Origin of the sequence: Pseudomonas sp. BP11-1-1 (assembly GCF_052112105.1) — a bacterium.
GTDB lineage: Bacteria > Pseudomonadota > Gammaproteobacteria > Pseudomonadales > Pseudomonadaceae > Aquipseudomonas > Aquipseudomonas alvandae.
Genome location: NZ_JAUTYU010000004.1, coordinates 315,501 through 336,403, shown reverse-complemented (window position 1 = coordinate 336,403; position 20,903 = coordinate 315,501). Strand labels below are relative to the sequence as shown.

The window sequence follows — 20,903 nt, the reverse complement described above, 5'->3', positions numbered from 1 at the left end:
ATGTTCGAGGAAGAAAACGCGCAATGGGGGCTGGTGCATGCCCTGGTGCTGGATGGAAAAGGCGGCGCGCGTTCGATAGCCCGGACCGAACTTGACGATCTGCAACTGCAGGCCCACGAAAGCCTGTGGCTGCATTGGGATCGCAGTCATCCGCAGACCCATACGTGGTTGCGCAAGTCCAGTGGCTTGAGTGAGTTCAACTGCGACCTGCTGCTGGAGGAGAACACCCGTCCCCGCCTGCTGCCGCTGCCCAACGCCGAGCTGCTGCTGTTTCTGCGCGGAATCAACCTGAATCCGGGCGCCGAGCCGGAAGACATGGTCTCGGTGCGCATCTTCGCCGCCGCCCAGCGGGTGATTTCCCTGCGGCTGCGGCCGTTGCGCGCCACCGACGAGCTGCTGGCGGAGCTGGCCGAGGGCAAGGGACCCAGGACGGCGTCGGAACTCATCCTTTATATGGCGCAATACCTGACCAACAAAGTGCAGGACCTGGTGACGTGCCTGTCTGAAATCGTCGATGGCGAGGAAGAAAAACTCGACACCGACGAACGGTATACCCCCGAGCATGACGCCATCCTGCACATCCGCCGAAGGGCCGCCGGGCTGAAGCGATTCCTGGCGCCGCAACGGGATATTTTCGGGCAGATGTCGCGAATCAAGTTGCCCTGGTTTGTCGAGGACGACGGCGACTACTGGAATGAATTGAACAACAGCCTGACCCGTTACCTCGAAGAGCTGGAATTGACCCGGGAGCGCGTGGGGCTTGTGCTGGAGGCCGAGGACCGGCGTCTTTCGGTGCGCATGAACCGCACCATGTACCGCTTCGGCATCATCACCGGGATTTTCCTGCCGATGAGTTTTCTCACCGGCCTGCTGGGCATCAATGTCGGCGGCATTCCGTTTTCCGAAAGCCCCTACGGCTTCATCGTCGCCTGCCTGCTGATGGCCTGCGTGGCCCTGGGACAATGGTGGCTGTTCCGCCGTTTGCGTTGGGTGTGATGGGATTTCATGTGACCCGGCGAAATTTGATCGCGTCTTCCACAGACATCACGAGAGGTGCGTATGCACGATCCGTTTGAACAGTCTCTGCGCGACATGCTCAAGGCCTCGCCGTCCAGCCGTGACGATGACGCCTGTCTGGGCCGTGTACTCAAAACCGCCAACCGCCAGGTCGGCGCTGGCGATCTGTTCAGCCTGCTGGGCCGTTGGCTGCCCGCGCTGATGATCGCCCTGAACAACGGGTCGGCCCACGTCTCGCCGGTTTCCCGTCGCAAACCTGTTACTCGCACCGCTGATAAGGCTGACTGAATATGGAACTCGATCTCTGGACCCAGAGCCTCGTCACGGCAATGACCGCGTTGTGGACCAAGGTGGCTAATTTCATTCCCAATCTGTTCGGCGCCCTGGTGGTGCTGTTGTTGGGCTTCGTCGTGGCCAAGCTGCTGGACACGCTGCTGTCCAAGCTGCTCGCCAAATTGGGCCTCGATCGCCTGATGGGCGGCACCGGCCTGACCAAACTGTTGTCCCGTGGCGGCATCCAGGTGCCAATCTCGACGCTGGTGGGCAAGATCGTCTATTGGTTTGTCCTGCTTATATTCCTGGTTTCCGCCGCTGAGTCCCTTGGACTGGAGCGCGTTTCGGCGACCCTCGACATGCTGGCGCTGTATTTGCCGAAGGTCTTCGGTGCCGCGCTGGTGCTGCTGGTCGGTGTCTTGCTGGCGCAACTGGCCAATGGGCTGGTACGCGGCGCGGCCGAGGGGGTTGGGCTGGATTACGCCGCCGGCGTCGGGCGAATCGCCCAGGGCCTGGTGATCATCATCAGTATTTCGGTTGCGATCAGTCAGTTGGAGGTCAAGACAGACCTGCTCAACCATGTGATCGTGATTGTCTTGATTACCGTTGGTCTGGCGGTCGCGCTGGCAATGGGGTTGGGAAGCCGGGAAATTGCCGGTCAGATTCTTGCGGGAATCTATGTGCGTGAATTGTATGAGGTTGGGCAACAAGTGCGTGTTGGCGAGGTCGAAGGCCAGATCGAAGAGATCGGCACGGTGAAAACCACATTGCTGACCGAGGAGGGCGAGTTGGTGTCGCTTTCCAATCGGATCCTGCTGGAACAGCATGTGAGTAGCCGCTAACCCGGCAAATCCTGCTAATGTATGCCGCCGCAAAATGCCTGTCATCGCAGATTGCGGCGCACATTGACCTAGACTGTCGGCCCGACTTGTTTTGAACAAACCCCAATCGCTATCCACGCGCTACGACCCCCGTGATCTCTCCGATGAGGAGTTGGTTGCGCGCGCGCATACGGAACTGTTCCACGTAACACGCGCTTACGAAGAACTGATGCGGCGTTACCAGAGAACATTATTTAACGTTTGTGCACGGTATCTTGGGAACGATCGCGATGCTGATGATGTCTGTCAGGAGGTGATGTTGAAGGTGCTGTACGGCTTGAAGAACTTCGAGGGGAAATCGAAGTTCAAGACGTGGCTATATAGCATCACCTACAACGAATGCATCACGCAGTATCGCAAGGAACGGCGAAAGCGTCGGTTGATGGACGCGTTGAGCCTTGACCCTCTCGAGGAAGCGTCTGAAGAAAAGGCGCCTAAGCCCGAGGAAAAGGGTGGACTCGATCGCTGGCTAGTTTATGTGAACCCGATCGACAGGGAAATTCTGGTGCTACGATTTGTCGCAGAACTGGAATTCCAGGAGATCGCAGACATAATGCATATGGGTTTGAGCGCGACAAAAATGCGTTACAAGCGCGCTCTTGACAAGCTGCGTGAGAAATTTGCAGGCATTGCCGAAACTTAGTTCGGCGCAAATATCTCTTACGTGTAGGCAAGTTCTGATAGACTTGCCGCCGAGTTGTCCCCCGGTTTGCGGGACTGCTTCACAATCACCAGATGGGGATTTAACGGATGAAACTGAAAAACACCTTGGGCTTTGCCATTGGTTCTTTGATTGCTGCCACTTCGTTCGGCGCTCTGGCACAAGGCCAAGGCGCAGTTGAAATCGAAGGCTTCGCCAAGAAAGAAATGTTCGACAGCGCTCGTGATTTCAAGAACAACGGCAACCTGTTCGGCGGTTCGGTTGGTTACTTCCTGACCGACGACGTTGAACTGCGTCTGGCCTACGACGAAGTGCACAACGCACGTACCGAAGACGGCACTAACGTCAAGGGCGCGAACACCGCTCTGGACGCTCTGTACCACTTCAACAACCCAGGCGACATGCTGCGTCCTTACGTCTCTGCCGGTTTCTCGGACCAGAGCATCGACCAGAATGGCAGCAACGGTCGTAACCGTTCTACCTTCGCCAACGTTGGTGGCGGCGCCAAGCTGTATTTCACCGACAACTTCTACGCCCGTGCCGGCGTTGAAGCTCAGTACAACATCGACCAGGGCGACACCGAGTGGGCTCCTAGCGTCGGTATCGGTGTGAACTTCGGTGGCGGCTCCAAGCCTGCTGCTGCTCCAGTTCCAGCTCCGGCTGAAGTCTGCTCCGACAGCGACAACGATGGCGTGTGCGACAACGTCGACAAGTGCCCTGACACCCCAGCCAACGTAACCGTTGACGCTGATGGCTGCCCAGCTGTTGCTGAAGTCGTACGTGTTGAGCTGGACGTCAAGTTCGACTTCGACAAGTCTGTTGTTAAAGAAAACAGCTACGGCGACATCAAGAACCTGGCTGATTTCATGAAGCAGTACCCATCCACCAGCACCACTGTTGAAGGTCACACTGACTCCGTCGGTCCTGACGCTTACAACCAGAAACTGTCTGAGCGTCGTGCAAACGCCGTCAAGCAAGTTCTGACCAACCAGTACGGTGTTGAATCGTCCCGCGTTCAGTCTGTTGGCTACGGCGAATCCCGCCCAGTAGCTGACAACGCCACTGAAGCTGGTCGTGCAGTTAACCGTCGCGTAGAAGCGCAGGTTGAAGCCCAAGCTAAGTAATTAGCCCGAAGCTTTGGAAAAACCCGGCCTAGGCCGGGTTTTTCTTTGCCTGGGATTTATACAGGGAACATAAAACCTGTGGGAGCAAGCCTGCTCGCGGAGGCGACCATTCTGCCGACTTATCTCCCCCGGCGTACGCAGATCCAACTGTGGGAGCGAGCTTGCTCGCGATGGCTGTGTGTCAGTCAATGTATGTGTGACTGAACCACCGCTATCGCGAGCAAGCTCGCTCCCACAGGTTTTGGGGTTGTCTTTTAGAGGATTGAAGCCTGCGCGAAGGCAGAAGGCGAGGTGGCCAATTCGGCAGCACCGGCCACCGCGCCAATCACCAGGATCGCCGGGCTCTTGAGTTGAAACGCACCGGCATCGGTTTCCATCGAGGCCAGGTTGCTGCGGCAGTCGCGTTGATGGGGCAGGGAGGCGTTTTCGATCATGGCCACGGGCGTATCCGCCGCGAGGCCACCGGCCAGCAATTGCTCACGGATCTCGCTCAGTTTCGCCACGCCCATGTACACCACCAGCGTTGTCCCGCCCTGTGCAAGGGCTTGCCAGTTCAGGCTGCTGCCATCCTGGGTGTGGGCGGTGACCAGCGTCACGCCCCGCGCAACGCCGCGCAACGTCAGGGGAATGTCACACTGGGTCGCCCCCGCGAGGCCGGCGGTGATGCCATTGACCAGTTCCACTTCAACGCCATGCTCGCGCAGCCACTGCGCTTCTTCACCGCCCCGGCCGAAAATGCACGGGTCGCCGCCCTTGAGGCGTACCACGCATTTGCCTTGGCGGGCATAACGCAGCATCAACCGGTGAATGAACGCCTGGGGGGTCGAGCGGCAACCGCCGCGCTTGCCCACGGCGATGATGCGCGCATCGGGGCAGTGCTCCAGCACCGCGTCGTTGACCAGGTCATCGATCAACACCACGTCGGCTTCGCCCAAGGCGCGCACGGCTTTGAGAGTCAGCAATTCAGGGTCGCCGGGACCCGCACCGACCAGCCAGACTTTTGCGTTCATAGTGTTTTCCTCACGATATCGCGGCGACCGGTTGCGCGGTGGCAACCAGCAGGCGCTTGATTTCCGGTACGCAGGAACCGCACTGCGTGCCGCAGCCCAGTTCTTTTTTCAGGCCCTGCAAATCCAGGCCGCGCTCGATACCCGCGCACACTGCGCGCTGGCTGACGTTCATGCAGTTGCACAGCGTCTTCCCGCCGCCCACGGCGGCGCCGGCGTTGCCCGGTGGCGCGCTCAACGGCGCCAGCAGCCAACGCCGCAGTTGCTCGTCGGCACGACCTTCCAGCCACAGGTTCTGCAGCCAATGCCGAGCCAGGGTTTCGCCGGCCAGGCGTATGGCGGTGATACGCCCGTTTTCGATCCGCACCCGTTTTCCGATGGCGCGACGCGGATCGTCGTAGGCCAATACCGGCCCTTCGATCAGCCCCAGTTGTTCGTCGATTGCCTTCAGCAGTTGTGGGTCGGGTGCAACGGCACTGGCGGCGCGAATCAGCAACGCCGGACGTTCGCGACCGGTCAGGCTAAGGCTGACGTAGGCAAACGCCTCACACAGCGGGCGCAACGTCTCCAAATGTTGTTGGACATCGCCTTCGACCAGCGCGAAAAGTTGCCAGGGCAGGTTTACAGCTTCCAGGCGTACGCCGCTGTGCTTGAGCTCTGGCTGTTTGGACAGTGGATCGAACGCCGGCTGGGTCAGGGTGTTCACCCCTCCCTTGAGAAACCGATCGCCCCAGTGCATCGGCAAGAAAGCCTGGCCGGGGCGCACGCTGTCGTCGCTGTCGACGGCCACGATCAGGCTGCCGCGACGGCTCTTGAGGCTGACCAGATCACCGGCTTGCAGGCGATGGCGAGTCAATTCGTCGGGGTGCAGGCTGAGCACCGCTTCGTTCACATGGCCAAACAACTGCGCAGCGGTACCGGTGCGGCTCATGCCGTGCCACTGGTCACGCAAGCGACCGGTGTTCAGGGTCAGCGGATAGCGGGCGTCACGCAATTCCTTGGCGGCGCGATAAGGGTCGGCGACAAATCGGGCGCGGCCGCTTTCGGTAGGAAAAATTCCATCCACGTACAAACGGGCGGTGCCGACCGTGGCGCCTTCGCGGAAGGGCCATTGCTGGGGGCCGAGTTGATCGATCAGCGCGTGGCTGATCCCGGACAGGTCCAGGTCGCGACCACGGGTCAGTTGCTTGTATTCATCGAATAACTGGGCCGGAGCGTCAAAGGCGAACAGGCTGGATTGCCCCGGGCGCAGGCGTTTCTCCAGGCGTTGTGCGAAATCCACTGTGATGGCCCAGTCCGGTCGCGCTTCTCCCGGTGCGTTGATTGCCCGGCGAACGTGGGAAATGCGCCGTTCGGAGTTGGTCACCGAACCTTCTTTTTCGCCCCAGCTGGCTGCGGGCAGCAGCAGGTCGGCGAACGCGGCGGTCTCGGTGGTGCGGAAGGCCTCTTGCAACACCACGAACGGGCAGGCTTGCAGGGCCTCGCGCACGGCGGCCTGGTCCGGCATCGACTGCGCCGGGTTGGTGCAGGCGATCCACAGGGCCTTGATCTTGCCGCTGCGCACCTGATCGAACAGTTCGATCGCACTCAAACCGGTGGTCGCGGGCAGTTGGTCGACGCCCCAGTAATCGGCCACTTCAGCGCGATGTTCCGGGTTGGCGGCTTCGCGATGGCCCGGCAGCAGGTTCGACAGGCTGCCGGTTTCCCGACCGCCCATGGCGTTGGGTTGGCCCGTCAACGAGAACGGTCCCGCACCCGGCCGACCGATCTGGCCGGTGGCCAGGTGCAGATTGATCAGCGCGCTGTTTTTCGCGCTGCCGGCGGTGGATTGGTTCAGGCCCATGCACCACAGCGACAGGAAACTGGGTGAGGTGCCGATCCATTCGGCGCATTGGTGCAGTTGCTCGACACTGATGCCGCAGAGCTGGGCGACCATGGCGGGCGTGTAGTCGCGCACCAGGTTCTTCAGGTCCGCGAGGCCTTCTGTGTGAGCCTTGATGAAGCTGCGGTCGATCCAGTCTTCCCACAGCAACAAATGCAAAATCCCATGGAACAGCGCGACATCGGTGCCCGGCAGAATCGCCAGGTGCAGGTCCGCCAGGTCGCAGGTGTCGGTGCGCCGGGGGTCGATGACGATGATTTTCATCTCTTGACGGCGGGATTTGGCTTCTTCGAGGCGACGAAACAGGATCGGATGGGCGTAGGCCATGTTACTGCCGACGATCATCACGCAATCGCTCAGTTCCAAGTCTTCGTAGCTGCAGGGTGGGGCATCAGCGCCGAGGCTGCGTTTGTAGCCCACCACGGCAGAAGACATGCACAGCCGAGAGTTGCTGTCGATGTTGTTGGTGCCGACCAAGGCCCGGGCGAGTTTGTTGAAGGCGTAGTAATCCTCGGTCAGCAATTGGCCGGAGATGTAGAACGCCACGCTGTCCGGGCCATGCTCGGCGATGGTCTCGGCGAAAACATGCGCGGCATGGTCCAGCGCGCTGTCCCAGTCGGTGCGTCCACGGGCCAGGTTTTTGCCCAGGCGCAGTTCCGGATACAGGGCGCGGGCGGCGAGGTCGCCGGTCAAGTGCAGGGTCGAGCCCTTGCTGCACAATTTGCCGAAGTTGGCCGGATGGGCGGGATCACCGCTGACGCCGAGGATGCGCTCGCCGTCATGCTCGATCAACACGCCGCAACCGACCCCGCAGTAACAGCAGGTCGAGGCTGTGGTCTGGCGGCTCATGAGCTTGCTTCCCGCAGGGCCAGCATGACCCGGCCGTTCTCGACCCGGGCCGAGTGGTGATGGGCGCAACCCACGTCCGGTGCCTGGGCCAGGCCGGTTTCCAGGTCGATCTGCCAGTTATGCAGCGGGCAGGCCACGCGCTTGCCGTAGATCAGGCCCTGGGACAGCGGACCGCCCTTGTGTGGGCAGCGGTCATCGAGTGCGAAAACTTCATCGTCACTGGTACGAAAAATCGCAATATCGCCTTTCGGCCCCTGGATGATGCGTGAACCCAGGGCGTTGATTTCATCCAGCGCGCAGATATCCAGCCAATTCATGCTGGCACCTCCAAGTTCTTCACGGGGATGACCTCGAACTCTTTTTTCAGTTGGGGTTGCTCCAGCCGCTGTTTCCAAGGGTCTTGTTCCAGCGACAGGGAAAACTTCAGGCGTTCGTGAAGGGCCTTGCGCCGCTCCGGGTCTTCCAGCACGGCTTTCTTGATGTGCTCCATGCCGACCCGCTGCATGTAATGCACGGTGCGTTCGAGGTAGAAGGCTTCCTCGCGGTAGAGCTGCAGGAAAGCGCCGTTGTATTCGCGCACTTCTTCGGCGGTCTTGAGCTTGACGAAAAACTCGGCGACCTCGGTCTTGATCCCGCCGTTGCCACCGATGTACATCTCCCAGCCGGAATCGACGCCGATGATTCCTACATCCTTGATGCCCGCTTCCGAGCAGTTGCGTGGGCAACCGGAGACCGCCAGCTTCACTTTGTGCGGCGACCACATGTTGAACAGGTCGTGCTCCAGCTCGATCCCCAACTGAGTGGAGTTCTGCGTGCCGAAGCGGCAGAACTCACTGCCCACACAGGTCTTCACGGTGCGGATGGATTTGCCGTAGGCGTGGCCGGACGGCATGTCGAGGTCTTTCCAGACGCCGGGCAGGTCTTGCTTCTTGATGCCCAGCAAATCGATACGCTGACCGCCAGTGACCTTGACCATGGGCACGTTGTACTTGTCGGCCACATCGGCAATGCGCCGCAGTTCGGACGGGTTGGTCACGCCGCCCCACATCCGCGGGACCACGGAATAGGTGCCGTCTTTCTGGATGTTGGCGTGGGCGCGTTCGTTGATCAGGCGCGACTGTGGATCGTCGTGGGCTTCACCGGGCCAGGTGGAAATCAGGTAGTAGTTCAGGGCCGGACGGCAGGTGGCGCAGCCATTCGGGGTGCGCCAGTTCAGGTAGCTCATGGTCCCGGCGATGGTCAGCAGGTGCTGGTCACGGATCGCCTGGCGGATCTGGCCATGGTTGAGGTCGCTGCAACCGCAGATGGCTTTTTCGCTTTTCGGCTTAACGTCCGCCGCGCCGCCCACGGTGTTGATCAGGATCTGCTCCACCAGGCCGGCGCAAGAGCCGCAGGAACTGGCGGCCTTGGTGTGTTTTTTCACGTCATCGACGCTGAACAACCCGTGTTCCTGGATCGCCTTGACGATGGTGCCCTTGCACACGCCGTTGCAGCCACAGACTTCGGCGGTGTCGGCCATGCTCATGGCTTTGTCCTGGCCCTGGTGTCCTACGTCGCCCAGGGCGTTTTCCCCGAACATGAGGTGATCGCGGATCTCGCTGATGGCGTGATTCTCACGGATCTGGCGGAAATACCAGCCGCCATCCGCCGTATCGCCGTACAGACAGGCACCGACCAGCACATCATCCTTGATCACCAGCTTCTTGTAGACGCCGCCGATGGGGTCGGAAAGGGTGATGGTCTCGGTGCCTTCGCCGCCCATGAAGTCGCCAGCGGAGAACAGGTCGATGCCGGTGACTTTCAACTTGGTCGACGTCACCGAGCCCTTGTAGGTGGCGAAGCCCAGTTGCGCGAGGTGGTTGGCGCAGACCTTGGCTTGCTCGAACAGCGGCGCCACCAGGCCGTAGGCGGTGCCGCGGTGGCTGGCGCATTCGCCGATGGCGTAGATGCGCGGGTCATAGGTCTGCATGGTGTCGTTGACCAGGATCCCGCGGTTGCAGGGGAGGCCGGCTTTTTCCGCCAGTTCGGTGTTGGGGCGGATGCCGGCCGCCATCACCACCAGGTCGGCGGGGATGATGTCGCCGTTCTTGAACTGGACCGAGCCGACCCGGCCATTGCCGGCGTCGTGCAGGGCCTGGGTCTGCTCGCTGAGACGAAATTTCAGGCCACGGCTTTCCAGGGCGGTCTGCAGCAATTGGCCGCTGGTCTTGTCCAGTTGCCGTTCCAGCAGCCATTCGCCGATATGCACGACGGTCACGTCCATGCCGCGCAGCTTCAAGCCGTTGGCGGCTTCCAGGCCGAGCAGGCCACCGCCGATCACCACCGCGTGCTTGTGGGTCTTTGCGGTGTTGATCATGGCCTGGGTGTCGGCGATGTCGCGGTAGCCGATCACGCCGTCCAGGGTATTTCCGGGGATCGGCAGGATGAACGGCGTGGAGCCGGTGGCGATCAGCAAGCGGTCGTATTCGGCTTCGCTGCCGTCTTCGGCGATGACGCGGCGCTTGACCCGGTCGATCTCCACGACCTTGCGGTTGAGCAGCAGCTTGATGTTGTTGTCCAGGTACCAGCTCAGGTCGTTGAGCACGATCTCTTCGAACGTCTGCTCACCGGCCAGCACGGGCGAGAGCAGGATGCGGTTGTAGTTGGTGTGGGGCTCGGCACCGAACACCGTGATGTCATAGAGCTCGTTGCTCAGCTTGAGCAGTTCCTCGAGGGTTCGAACCCCGGCCATGCCGTTGCCGATCATCACCAGTTTGAGTTTTTTCATCAGGGTTCTCCGCGGGCTCAGGCCTGTCTCATCACGGCGGTCAGGCTGGCTCGGCAATTTTTTCGAAAACAAAAAAAGGCGTCTCGCTAGTAAAACTAGCGAGGACGCCTTTGTCCTGGTCCCGTTCTCTCGGGAAGCACCGCCCTCATCGTTGAAGGCGTTGCCAAATGTATGTTGATGGACGTTATGCAGTGGTTGTGCCAAGTGACTCGGGCGCCTGGATCTACTGGCCGATCCCCAGGTTGGCCGAGGTGCAGGGGGATTTATTGCACCGAATCAAAGCGTATTGCCCAGTAATGGAGCGTCGGGCCCGATGGCTTGGTAATGGCAGGCGAGCGGGCATTGCGCACGGGCCTGGATCCCGGTCGATCAGCGCCTGCTGACACTTATTCCCAATCGCTAATTTTTCCGGTTTGCGTTCGTTTCATAGGGACGACATGCCTTTGTGCCTTGTGCCCACTGATTCCGGATACCCAGAAATGAATGCTGAAGACGCCTTGAAACTTGCTCGCCGGTTTATCGGGCTGCCCCTGGACAAGCGCCAGATGTTCCTCGCCGCGCTGGACAAGGAGGGCGTGGACTTCAGCCGTTTCCCCATTCCCCAGGGCGTCGAAGCCGAGGATCGCCAGGCACTGTCCTACGCCCAGCGGCGCATGTGGTTTCTCTGGCAACTGGACCCGGAAAGCGGCGCCTACAACCTGCCTGGGGCGGTGCGGCTCAAGGGGGCGTTGAGCCTGCCCGCGCTGGAACAGGCCTTCGCCAGCCTGGTGGCCCGGCATGAAACCTTGCACACGGTGTTCCAGCGCCAGGCCGACGACAGCCTGCTGCAAGTGCCCACCGATGCGCCCCTGATGATCGAGCGACAGGACCTCAGTGACTTGCCGGCAGGCGAGCGCGAGCAAGCGGTGCGCCAGGCTGCGCAAGCACAATCGATGCGGCCCTTCGATCTGTCGAATGGCCCCTTGCTGCGGGTCGAACTGCTCAAGCTCGATGCGCAGGAGCACGTGCTGCTGCTGACTTTGCACCACATCGTCTCCGATGGCTGGTCGATGAGCGTGCTGATCGACGAGTTCATCCGCTGCTATGACGCCCATGAAGCCGGCGTGTCGCCGCAACTGCCTGATTTGCCGATCCAGTACAGCGACTATGCCTTGTGGCAGCGCCGTTGGCTGGAGGCCGGTGAGCAGGCGCGGCAACTGGCGTATTGGCAGGCGCAATTGGGCGATGAGCACCCCGTCCTGGAGTTGCCCACCGATCACTCACGCCCGGCCGTGCCGAGCTACCGTGGCAGCCGTTATGAGTTCGCTATCGACAGCGGGTTGGCGGAGCAACTGCGCAGCTCCGCCCGGCAGCAGGGCGTCACGCTGTTCATGCTGTTGCTCGGCGCGTTCAACGTGCTGCTGCATCGCTACAGCGGCCAATCGGACATCCGTGTCGGCGTGCCCATCGCCAACCGCAACCGGGATGAAATCGAAGGCCTGATCGGTTTTTTCGTCAACACCCAAGTGCTGCGCACCGAACTGGATGGCCAGACCCGGGTCGACGAATTGCTGCGCAGGGTCAAAGAGACCGCGCTCGGTGCCCAGGCTCATCAGGACTTGCCGTTCGAACGCCTGGTCGACGCGTTGAAGCTGGAGCGCAGCCTCAGCCACACGCCGCTGTTCCAGGTGATGTACAACCATCAACCCCAGGTGGCGGATGTCACCACGATCCGCACGGCGTCCGGCCTCGAATTGGGCATGATCGAGTGGCAGACCCGCACCACCCAATTCGATCTGACCCTGGACACCTATGAAAAAGCCGGCACGTTGCACGCCGCGCTGACGTACTCCGAGGACCTGTTCGAAGCGCCGACCATCGCGCGCATGGCGCGGCATTGGCTGCGATTGCTCACGGCGATGATTGCCGAACCGACCCGACGTATCGGCGAGCTGCCGCTGCTCGACGCCGACGAGCATGCCACGCTGGTCCACGCTTGGAACGCCACGACCCAACGCTACCCGACCGAGCTGTGCATGCACCAACTGATCGAAGCCCAGGTGGCGCGCACCCCGGACGCCCCGGCGTTGCTGTTCGGCGAACAAAGCCTGAGTTATGCAGCGCTCGATGCCCGCGCCAACCGACTGGCCCATCTGCTGCTCGGGCGCGGTGTGCGGCCCGACAGCCTGGTTGGCATCTGCGTCGAGCGTTCAGTGGAAATGGTGGTCGGCCTGCTGGCGATCCACAAGGCCGGCGGCGCCTACGTGCCGCTGGACCCGGAATATCCGCAGGATCGCCTGGCCTACATGATTCAGGACAGTGGCATCGGCTTGCTGCTGACCCAGCGTTCGCTGTTGGCGGGGTTGCCGACCGAGGGAATCGAGCTCATCGCGCTTGACCAGCCCGACGGTTGGCTCGACGGTTACAACGACAGTCGCCTCGACGTGACGGTCGATCCGCTGAATCTCGCCTACGTCATCTACACCTCCGGCTCCACCGGCAAACCCAAGGGCGCCGGCAACAGCCACGCGGCTCTGGTCAACCGCTTGTGCTGGATGCAACAAGCGTATGGCCTGGACGACAGCGACGCGGTGCTGCAGAAAACCCCGTTCAGCTTCGACGTGTCGGTGTGGGAGTTTTTCTGGCCGCTGATGACCGGGGCGCGATTGGTGGTTGCCGCGCCAGGTGCCCATCGTGATCCGCGGCAACTGATCGACACCATCAACCGTCATGGCGTCAGCACGCTGCACTTCGTGCCGTCGATGTTGCAGGCGTTCATCCATGAGCCGGGCGTGGAAACCTGCGAAGGTTTGAAGCGCATCGTCTGCAGCGGTGAAGCGTTGCCGCTGGATGCGCAGCAGCAGGTCTTCGCCAAACTGCCGGACGCCGCGCTCTACAACCTGTACGGTCCGACCGAAGCGGCCATCGACGTGACCCATTGGACCTGCGTCGACGAAGGCGCCGATTGCGTGCCGATCGGCCAGCCCATCGCCAACCTGCGCACCCACGTGCTCGATGCCGATCTGTCGCCGGTGCCGTGGGGCGTGGCGGGCGAGTTGTACCTGGGCGGGGCGGGGCTGGCGCGCAGTTATCACCAGCGTCCGGCGCTGACCGCCGAGCGTTTTGTGCCGTGCCCGTTCCACGACTGCGCACGCCTGTACCGCACCGGCGACCGCGTGCGCCAACGCGCCGACGGCGTGATCGAATACCTCGGCCGCCTCGATCATCAGGTCAAGCTGCGCGGCCTGCGCATCGAGCTCGGCGAAATCGAAACCCGCCTCGTGCAACATCCGCGGGTGCGCGAGGCCGTGGTGCTGGTGCAGGACGGCAAGTATCTGGTGGGTTATCTGGTGCTGGAAAACAGCGACCCGCACGAGAAGTGGCAACAGGACGTCAAGGCCTGGCTGCTGGCCGGTCTGCCGGAGTACATGGTGCCGACCTACCTGATGCCGTTGGCCTGCCTGCCGGTGACCGCCAACGGCAAGCTCGATCGCAAGGCCCTGCCACAACCGGACGCCGCGCCCCGGCAAGCGTTCGTCGCCCCGCAGGAGGGGCTGCAAACCGCCCTGGCTGAAATCTGGCAGGACGTGCTCGGGGTGGAGCGTGTCGGCCTCGAGGACAACTTCTTCGAACTGGGCGGCGATTCCATCATCTCGATCCAAGTGGTGAGCCGCGCGCGACAGGCCGGTATCCATCTTCATCCCCGTGACCTGTTCCAATACCAGACCGTGCGCAGCCTGGCGTCGGTGGCTCGCCGTGACAGCCACAGTGCCTTGGACCAAGGGCCGGTCACTGGCGATGCCGTGCTCGGGCCGATCCAGCAGCAGTTTTTCGCCCAGGCGATGCAGGACCGCGCGCACTGGAACCAGTCGCTGTTGCTGACCCCACGGGAACCGCTGGACGCACAACGGCTCGACGCGGCGCTGACCTGCGTCATCAACCATCACGATGCCTTGCGCCTGCGCTTTGTCGAAGACGCCGACGGCTGGCGGCAGAGCCATGGACCGCTTTTGCAAAGCGCCGATCTGTGGCAACGCGATGCCCGATCCATCGAGCAGTTGAACGCGCTGTGCGACGAGGCGCAGCGCAGCCTCAATCTGCAAGACGGGCCGCTGGTGCGCGCCCTGCTGGTAAACCTGGCCGACGGCAGCCAGCGGCTGGCGCTGATCATCCATCACCTGGTGGTGGACGGCGTGTCCTGGCGGGTGCTGCTGGAAGATTTGCAGCAAGCTTACGAGCAACTGGCGGCGGGAGGCGGCGTGACGTTGCCGGCCAAGACCAGCGCGTTCCAGAGCTGGACCGCGCGGCTGAATGCCGAAGCCTCGCGCTTCGACGATCAGTCGGCCTATTGGAAAGCCCAGCACGAAGGCGCGCGGGACCTGCCATGTGAACGCCCGCAGGGCAGCCTGCAGAACGTCCATGGAGCGAAGATCGAATGGCGCCTGGAGGCCGGACTCACCCGGCAATTGCTGCAACAGGCCCCCGCGGCCTATCGCACCCAGGTCAATGACTTGCTGCTCACCGCGTTGGCCCGCACCATCAGCCGCTGGAGCGGGCAGCCGGGCACATTGATCGAACTCGAAGGCCATGGCCGCGAAGACCTTTTCGACGACATCGACCTGACCCGTACGGTGGGTTGGCTGACCAGCCTGTTCCCGGTCAAGCTGACCGCCACCGGCGACCTCGGCGGCTCGATCAAGACCATCAAGGAGCAACTGCGCGGCGTCCCGGACAAGGGCCTGGGCTACGGCGTGCTGCGTCATCTGGCGGCGCCGTCGGTGCGAGCGCAGTGGGCGGACCTGGCGCCTGCGCGTATCACTTTCAATTACCTCGGCCAGTTCGACCGCCAGTTCGATGAAGCGGCGCTGTTCGTGCCGTCCGGCGAAGGCAGTGGCGTCGCCCAGGACCCGACGGCACCGTTGGCCAACTGGCTGACGGTGGAAGGGCAGGTGCATGGCGGCGAGCTGGCGATGAGCTGGGGCTTCAGCCGTGAGATGTTCGACAGCGCGACCGTGCAGCAACTGGCCGATCAATACGCCGTCGAGCTCAAGGCGCTGATCGACCATTGCGTCAACCTGGCTGAACCGCAAGCCACGCCGTCGGATTTCCCACTGGCGCGGATCACCCAGTCGCAACTCGATCATCTGCCGGTGCCGGCCGGTCAGTTGGACGATGTCTACCCGCTGTCGCCGATGCAGCAGGGCTTGTTGTTCCATACGCTGTACGAGCAGGCGGCCGGCGAATACGTCAACCAGTTGCGGGTGGACGTGCAAGGCCTGGATGCCGAGCGGTTCCGTGCGGCGTGGCAGGCCACCGTCGCGACGCAAGACATCTTGCGCAGCGGCTTTGTCTGGCAGGGAGAATTGGCGCAACCGCTGCAGATCGTCCACAAGCAGGTGCAGTTGCCGTTCACCGTGCTGGACTGGCGCGAGCAGGCCGACCCGGCCCAGGCCCTCGCCGCACTGGCCGAGGCCGAGCGCGCGCAAGGTTTCGACTTGAGCCAGGCGCCGCTGTTGCGCCTGGTGCTGGTGCGGACCGGCGCCGAACAATGGCACCTGATCTACACCCATCACCATATCCTGATGGATGGCTGGAGCAATTCGCAGTTGCTCGGCGAGGTGATGCAGCGCTATAGCGGGCGCGTGCCGGCCAGCAGTGTTGGACGTTATCGCGATTACATCGCTTGGCTGCAACGCCAGGACGGCCAGCTCAGCCAGGACTTCTGGCGCGCACAACTGGCCTCGTTGCAGGAGCCGACCCGACTCGCCCGCGCCGTCTCGGGCGGTGGCGAGAGCGGCCACGGTGATCATTTCCTGACGCTCGACGCGCGGCGCACCCAAGCGCTGGAAGCGTTTGCCCGCCAGCAGAAAATCACCGTCAACACGTTGGTGCAAGCGGCCTGGCTGCTGTTGCTGCAACGCTACACCGGTCACCAGACCGTGGCGTTTGGCGCGACCGTGGCCGGTCGGCCGGCGGATCTGCCGGGCATCGAGCAGCAGGTCGGCCTGTTCATCAACACCTTGCCGGTGATCGGCAGCCCGCGTCCGGACCAGACGGTCGGCCAATGGTTGCAAGCGGTGCAGGCACAGAACCTGAGCCTGCGGGACTTCGAGCACACGCCGTTGGCGGACATCCAGCGCTGGGCCGGGCAGGGCGGCGAGGCGCTATTCGACAACCTCCTGGTGTTCGAGAACTACCCGATTGCCCAGGCCTTGCAGCAAGGCACCGGCAGCGCTGTCACGTTCGGCGACGTTGCCAACCGTGAGCAGACGCACTATGCCCTGAGCGTCGCGGTCACCCTCGGTGAACAACTGGCGCTGCACTACAGCTACGAGCGCCGGCAGTTCGCCGACGAAATGATTGATCACATCAGTGCTCATCTGCTGCACCTGCTCGAACAATTCAGCCAGGACGCCGGGCGCAACCTGGGTGAAATCGCCTTGGCCAACGGCGTCGAACACGCCCGGCAACAGGCCGACAACCGCCCGCAGTCGTACCCGGTGGACATTCCCGTGCACCAGCGGATCGCCACGCTGGCGGCCGATCGCCCGCAGCGCACGGCGGTGATTTTCAATGGCCGACATTTCAGCTACGGCGAGATCGACCGGCGCGCGAACCAACTGGCCCACGCCTTGATCAGCCGCGGCGTCGGCCCGGAAACCCGCGTTGGCGTGGCCCTGCCGCGCAGCGAAGGGGTGATCGTCACGCTACTGGCGGTGCTCAAGGCCGGCGGTGCCTACGTGCCATTGGACGTCAGCTACCCCCGTGAACGCCTGGCGTACTTGATGAAGGACGCCGGGTTGGCGCTGCTGATCAGCGACTCCTCGGTATCGGCGCAGTTGCCCGTGGATGAGTCGTTGCCGTTGCTGGAGCTGGACCGCCTCGACCTGCGCGAGCTGCCGACCAGCGCGCCAACGGTTCGACTCGACCCGCATAACCTGGCCTACGTCATCTACACCTCCGGCTCCACCGGCAACCCCAAGGGCGTCAGCGTGGCCCACGGTCCGCTGGCGATGCACTGCCAGGCCATTGGCGAGCGTTATGAAATGCGCGACAGCGATTGCGAATTCCATTTCATGTCGTTCGCTTTCGACGGCGCCCACGAGCGCTGGCTCACCAGCCTGACCCACGGTGCGTCGCTGCTCATTCGCGATGACAGCCTGTGGACCCCGGAACAGACATACAACGCCATGCACGAGCACGGCGTGACGGTGGTGGCGTTCCCGCCGGTGTACCTGCAACAACTGGCCGAACACGCCGAGCGCGAGGGCAACCCGCCGAAGGTGCGCATCTACTGCTTCGGCGGTGACGCGGTGCCCAACGCCAGTTTCGAACGGGTCAAGCGCGCCTTGCGTCCCGAGTACATCATCAACGGTTATGGCCCGACTGAAACGGTGGTCACACCGCTGATCTGGAAGGCCGGTCGCGAGGTGTCGTGTGGCGCTGCCTACGCGCCCATCGGCAGCCGCATCGGCGACCGCAGCGCCTACGTGCTCGATGCCGACCTGAACCTGTTGCCCCAAGGCATGGCCGGTGAGCTGTACCTGGGCGGCACGGGATTGGCCCGTGGTTACCTGAACCGGCCGGGGCTGACCGCCGAACGCTTTGTCGCCGATCCGTTCAGCGCTGGCGGCCTGATGTATCGCACCGGAGACCTGGTGCGCCAGCGCGTCGACGGCACGTTCGATTACTTGGATCGCATCGATAACCAAGTGAAGATCCGGGGCTTTCGCATTGAGCTGGGTGAAATCGAAGCCAGCCTGCAAGCCCTTGATGGCGTGCGCGAAGCGGTGGTCGTGGCCCAGGAAGGCACCGCCGGCAGCGGCAAGCGTCTAGTGGCCTATGTGGTGGCGGCAGAATCTTCCCGCGAAGACTTCGCCGAGCACCTGCGCGAGCAACTCAAGGCGACATTGCCGGCGCACATGGTCCCGGCTTATCTGCTGCTGCTCGAACGCTTGCCGCTGACCCCCAATGGCAAGCTCGACCGCAAGAACCTGCCCAAGCCTGATGCCAGCCAATCCCAGAACGCCTACCTGGCGCCGCGCACTGCGCTGGAACAGCAACTGGCGGCGATCTGGCAGGACGTGCTCAAGCTTGAACGCGTCGGCCTGCGGGATAATTTCTTCGAGCTGGGTGGCGATTCCATCGTCTCGATCCAGGTGGTCAGCCGCGCTCGCCAGGCCGGCATGCATTTCACGCCCAAGGACCTGTTCCAGCACCAGACCCTGGAAATGCTCGCGACCGTGGTTCGCCAGGGCGAGGCCGCGCAAGTCATCGACCAGGGGCCGGTGACGGGTGAGCTGGCGATGTTGCCGGTGCAGCGGGTGTTCTTCGAACAGGCGATACCGCAGCGTCATCACTGGAACCAGGCGGTGATGCTCAAGCCGACCCAGCGCCTGGACGCACCGATCCTGAGCCAGGCGTTGAGCGCGCTGTTGCAACATCACGATGGCCTGCGTTTGAGCTTCACCGAGCAGGACGACGGCTGGAGGGCGGTTTACCGTCCTGCGGACACTCAATCCGAAGACTTGCTCTGGACCGTGGACGCGCCTGATGCGCAGGCCTTGCAAGGCATCGCCAACGAGGCCCAGCGCAGCCTGGACCTGCAAGCGGGCCCCTTGCTGCGGGCGGTCCTGGCGACGCTGGCCGATGGCAGCCAACGTTTGTTGCTGGCCATGCATCACTTGGTGATCGACGGCGTGTCGTGGCGAATCCTGTTCGAGGATCTGCAAAGCGCCTATCGCCAGTTGTCCAGCGGAGCGGTGCTGCGATTGCCGCTGAAAACCACCTCGGCGCAGGTCTGGGCCGAGCGCCTGCAAGCGCATGCCCGCAGCAACCGGTTGGCGCAGGAACTGGCGTTCTGGCAGGCCCAGCTCGAAGACGTCGATGCTTCGTTGCCGATGGATAACCCTGCCGGCGGCCAGCAGAACCGCCTGGCGGTGACGGTGCGTACGCGACTCGACGCCGCGTTGACCCGGCAACTGCTGCAAGACGCGCCCAAGGCCTATCGCACCCAGGTCAACGACTTGCTGCTCACGGCACTGGCCCGGGTGATGGTGCGCTGGACCGGCCACGACAGCGCGCTGATCCAGCTCGAAGGCCATGGTCGCGAAGCCTTGTTCGACGACGTCGACCTGACCCGCACCGTCGGCTGGTTCACCAGCCTGTACCCGGCCCGGCTCACGCCACGGGCGGACTTGGGCGATTGCCTCAAGCAGATCAAGGAGCAACTGCGGGCGATGCCCGACAAAGGCCTCGGTTTCGGCGCCTTGGCTTATCTGGCAGATGACGCGACGCGGGCGATCCTGGCCGGGCTGCCGACGCCGAGCCTGACCTTCAACTACCTGGGCCAGTTCGACGCCAGCTTCAGCGAGGCCGACGGTGCCTTGTTCATCCCGGCTGATGAAGGCGCCGGCGATGAGCTGGACGCCGAAGCACCGCTGGCCAATGCGCTGGCCTTGAACGGCCAGGTGTTCGGCGGCGAACTGAACCTGGGCTGGACCTTCAGCCGCGAGCAGTTCAATGAATCCACCATCCAGGCCCTGGCCGACGATTATGCGCTGGAGTTGCAGCGGCTGATCGAGCATTGCTGCCGGGGCGAGCACAGCGGTGTGACGCCGTCGGACTTCCCGCTGGCGAGCCTGAGCCAGCCACAACTGGATGGACTGCCGCTGCCGTCCGAGCAGATCGTCGACCTGTATCCGTTGTCACCGATGCAACAAGGCATGCTGTTCCATGGCGTGTACGGCGACGCGGGCGGCGACTACATCAACCAACTGCGCCTGGACATTGAAGGGCTGGACCCGGAACGCTTCCGCCAGGCCTGGCAGGCGGCGGTGGATGCCCATGACATCCTGCGCACGCGGTTTGTCTGGCAGGGCGATTTGCCGGCGCCGGTGCAAGTGGTCAGCAAGTATCTGGAACTGCCTTACAGCCTGCACGATCTGCGCGATGATCCGCTGCCTGACCAGACCCTGCAGGCCCTGGCCGATGCTGAACGCCAACAACTTCACCTGAGCGCGCCGGCCCTGGTGCGGCTGATGATCGTACGTCTCGATGAGCAGCGTTATCACCTGATCTACAGCCACCACCACATCCTCATGGACGGCTGGAGCAATTCGCAGTTGCTTGGCGAGGTGCTGCAGCGCTACAGCGGGCAATCCGTTGCTGTGTCCGGCGGACGTTATCGGGATTACATCGCGTGGCTGCAACGCCAGGACGCGGCGGCCAGCGAGGCGTTCTGGAAGCCTGCGCTGATGCGCCTCGAAGCACCGACACGGTTGGCCGATGCGGTGGGTAAGCCTACGGACGCTGGTGTGGGTTATGGCGATCATATGCAGGTGCTGGACGAAGCACTGACCCGACGCCTGGAAGCCTTCGCCCGGGCTTCGAAAGTCACGGTGAACACGCTGGTGCAGGCGGCATGGCTGCTGCTGTTGCAGCGCTACACCGGTAAACCCACC

10 protein-coding genes (1 of these 10 only partly in view) are annotated in these 20,903 nt (G+C 62.8%); 6 read left to right on the top strand and 4 right to left on the bottom strand.

The features are described 5' to 3' along the window. The 5 genes from Q7C33_RS11180 (at position 1) to Q7C33_RS11160 (ending at position 3,956) form a co-directional block, all read left to right on the top strand. On the top strand, positions 1-996 hold the full coding sequence (locus Q7C33_RS11180; RefSeq protein WP_217859994.1) for a zinc transporter ZntB: 996 nt from the start codon (positions 1-3) through the stop codon (positions 994-996). A gap of 63 nt (positions 997-1,059) precedes the next feature. Then, the gene (locus tag Q7C33_RS11175) at positions 1,060-1,305 is read left to right on the top strand and encodes a hypothetical protein (protein ID WP_014337331.1); all 246 of its coding nucleotides are present in this window, start codon (positions 1,060-1,062) and stop codon (positions 1,303-1,305) included. A 2-nt stretch (positions 1,306-1,307) separates the two neighbouring features. Continuing rightward, a complete protein-coding gene (locus Q7C33_RS11170; RefSeq protein ID WP_003199523.1) occupies positions 1,308-2,132 on the top strand; it encodes a mechanosensitive ion channel family protein in 825 nt (274 codons plus the stop codon). 91 nt (positions 2,133-2,223) lie between these two features. Next, on the top strand, positions 2,224-2,814 hold the full coding sequence (gene sigX, locus Q7C33_RS11165) for an RNA polymerase sigma factor SigX (protein WP_025212681.1): 591 nt from the start codon (positions 2,224-2,226) through the stop codon (positions 2,812-2,814). Positions 2,815-2,921: 107 nt separating this feature from the next. Continuing rightward, a complete protein-coding gene (locus Q7C33_RS11160; RefSeq protein WP_030141939.1) occupies positions 2,922-3,956 on the top strand; it encodes an OmpA family protein in 1,035 nt (344 codons plus the stop codon). Positions 3,957-4,210: 254 nt separating this feature from the next. Here the strand turns inward: Q7C33_RS11160 and cobA are convergent, their stop codons facing one another. Genes cobA through nirB form a run of 4 tightly spaced genes read right to left on the bottom strand, consistent with a single transcriptional unit; the run spans position 4,211 to position 10,461 of the window. Then, the gene (gene cobA / locus Q7C33_RS11155) at positions 4,211-4,966 is read right to left on the bottom strand and encodes a uroporphyrinogen-III C-methyltransferase (RefSeq protein WP_198797255.1); all 756 of its coding nucleotides are present in this window, start codon (positions 4,964-4,966) and stop codon (positions 4,211-4,213) included. 10 nt (positions 4,967-4,976) lie between these two features. Then, complete coding sequence (locus Q7C33_RS11150; RefSeq protein ID WP_323154568.1) at positions 4,977-7,694, bottom strand: nitrate reductase; 2,718 nt, start codon at positions 7,692-7,694, stop codon at positions 4,977-4,979. Further along, on the bottom strand, positions 7,691-8,011 hold the full coding sequence (nirD, locus tag Q7C33_RS11145; RefSeq protein ID WP_030141942.1) for a nitrite reductase small subunit NirD: 321 nt from the start codon (positions 8,009-8,011) through the stop codon (positions 7,691-7,693). Before nirD ends, Q7C33_RS11150 begins: the two co-directional genes overlap by 4 nt. Next, entirely contained in the window at positions 8,008-10,461 is a 2,454-nt protein-coding gene (nirB, locus tag Q7C33_RS11140; protein WP_407683394.1) for a nitrite reductase large subunit NirB, read from the bottom strand. Before nirB ends, nirD begins: the two co-directional genes overlap by 4 nt. A 479-nt stretch (positions 10,462-10,940) precedes the next feature. Between nirB and Q7C33_RS11135 the strand changes: the two genes are divergently transcribed. Next, positions 10,941-20,903, top strand: the 5' portion of a protein-coding gene (locus tag Q7C33_RS11135) for a non-ribosomal peptide synthase/polyketide synthase (protein WP_407683393.1). It continues 2,451 nt past the right edge of the window; 9,963 of the gene's 12,414 nt are visible here — the first part of the coding sequence; it begins with the start codon at positions 10,941-10,943; its stop codon lies beyond the right edge, outside the window.

Coding starts and splice junctions, on each gene's coding strand:
- Q7C33_RS11180 (WP_217859994.1), top strand. CDS start 1: ATGTTCGAGGAAGAAAACGCGCAATGGGGGCTGGTGCATGCCCTGGTG.
- Q7C33_RS11160 (WP_030141939.1), top strand. CDS start 2,922: ATGAAACTGAAAAACACCTTGGGCTTTGCCATTGGTTCTTTGATTGCT.
- Q7C33_RS11150 (WP_323154568.1), bottom strand. CDS start 7,694: ATGAGCCGCCAGACCACAGCCTCGACCTGCTGTTACTGCGGGGTCGGT.
- nirD (WP_030141942.1), bottom strand. CDS start 8,011: ATGAATTGGCTGGATATCTGCGCGCTGGATGAAATCAACGCCCTGGGT.
- cobA (WP_198797255.1), bottom strand. CDS start 4,966: ATGAACGCAAAAGTCTGGCTGGTCGGTGCGGGTCCCGGCGACCCTGAA.
- Q7C33_RS11175 (WP_014337331.1), top strand. CDS start 1,060: ATGCACGATCCGTTTGAACAGTCTCTGCGCGACATGCTCAAGGCCTCG.
- Q7C33_RS11170 (WP_003199523.1), top strand. CDS start 1,308: ATGGAACTCGATCTCTGGACCCAGAGCCTCGTCACGGCAATGACCGCG.
- nirB (WP_407683394.1), bottom strand. CDS start 10,461: ATGAAAAAACTCAAACTGGTGATGATCGGCAACGGCATGGCCGGGGTT.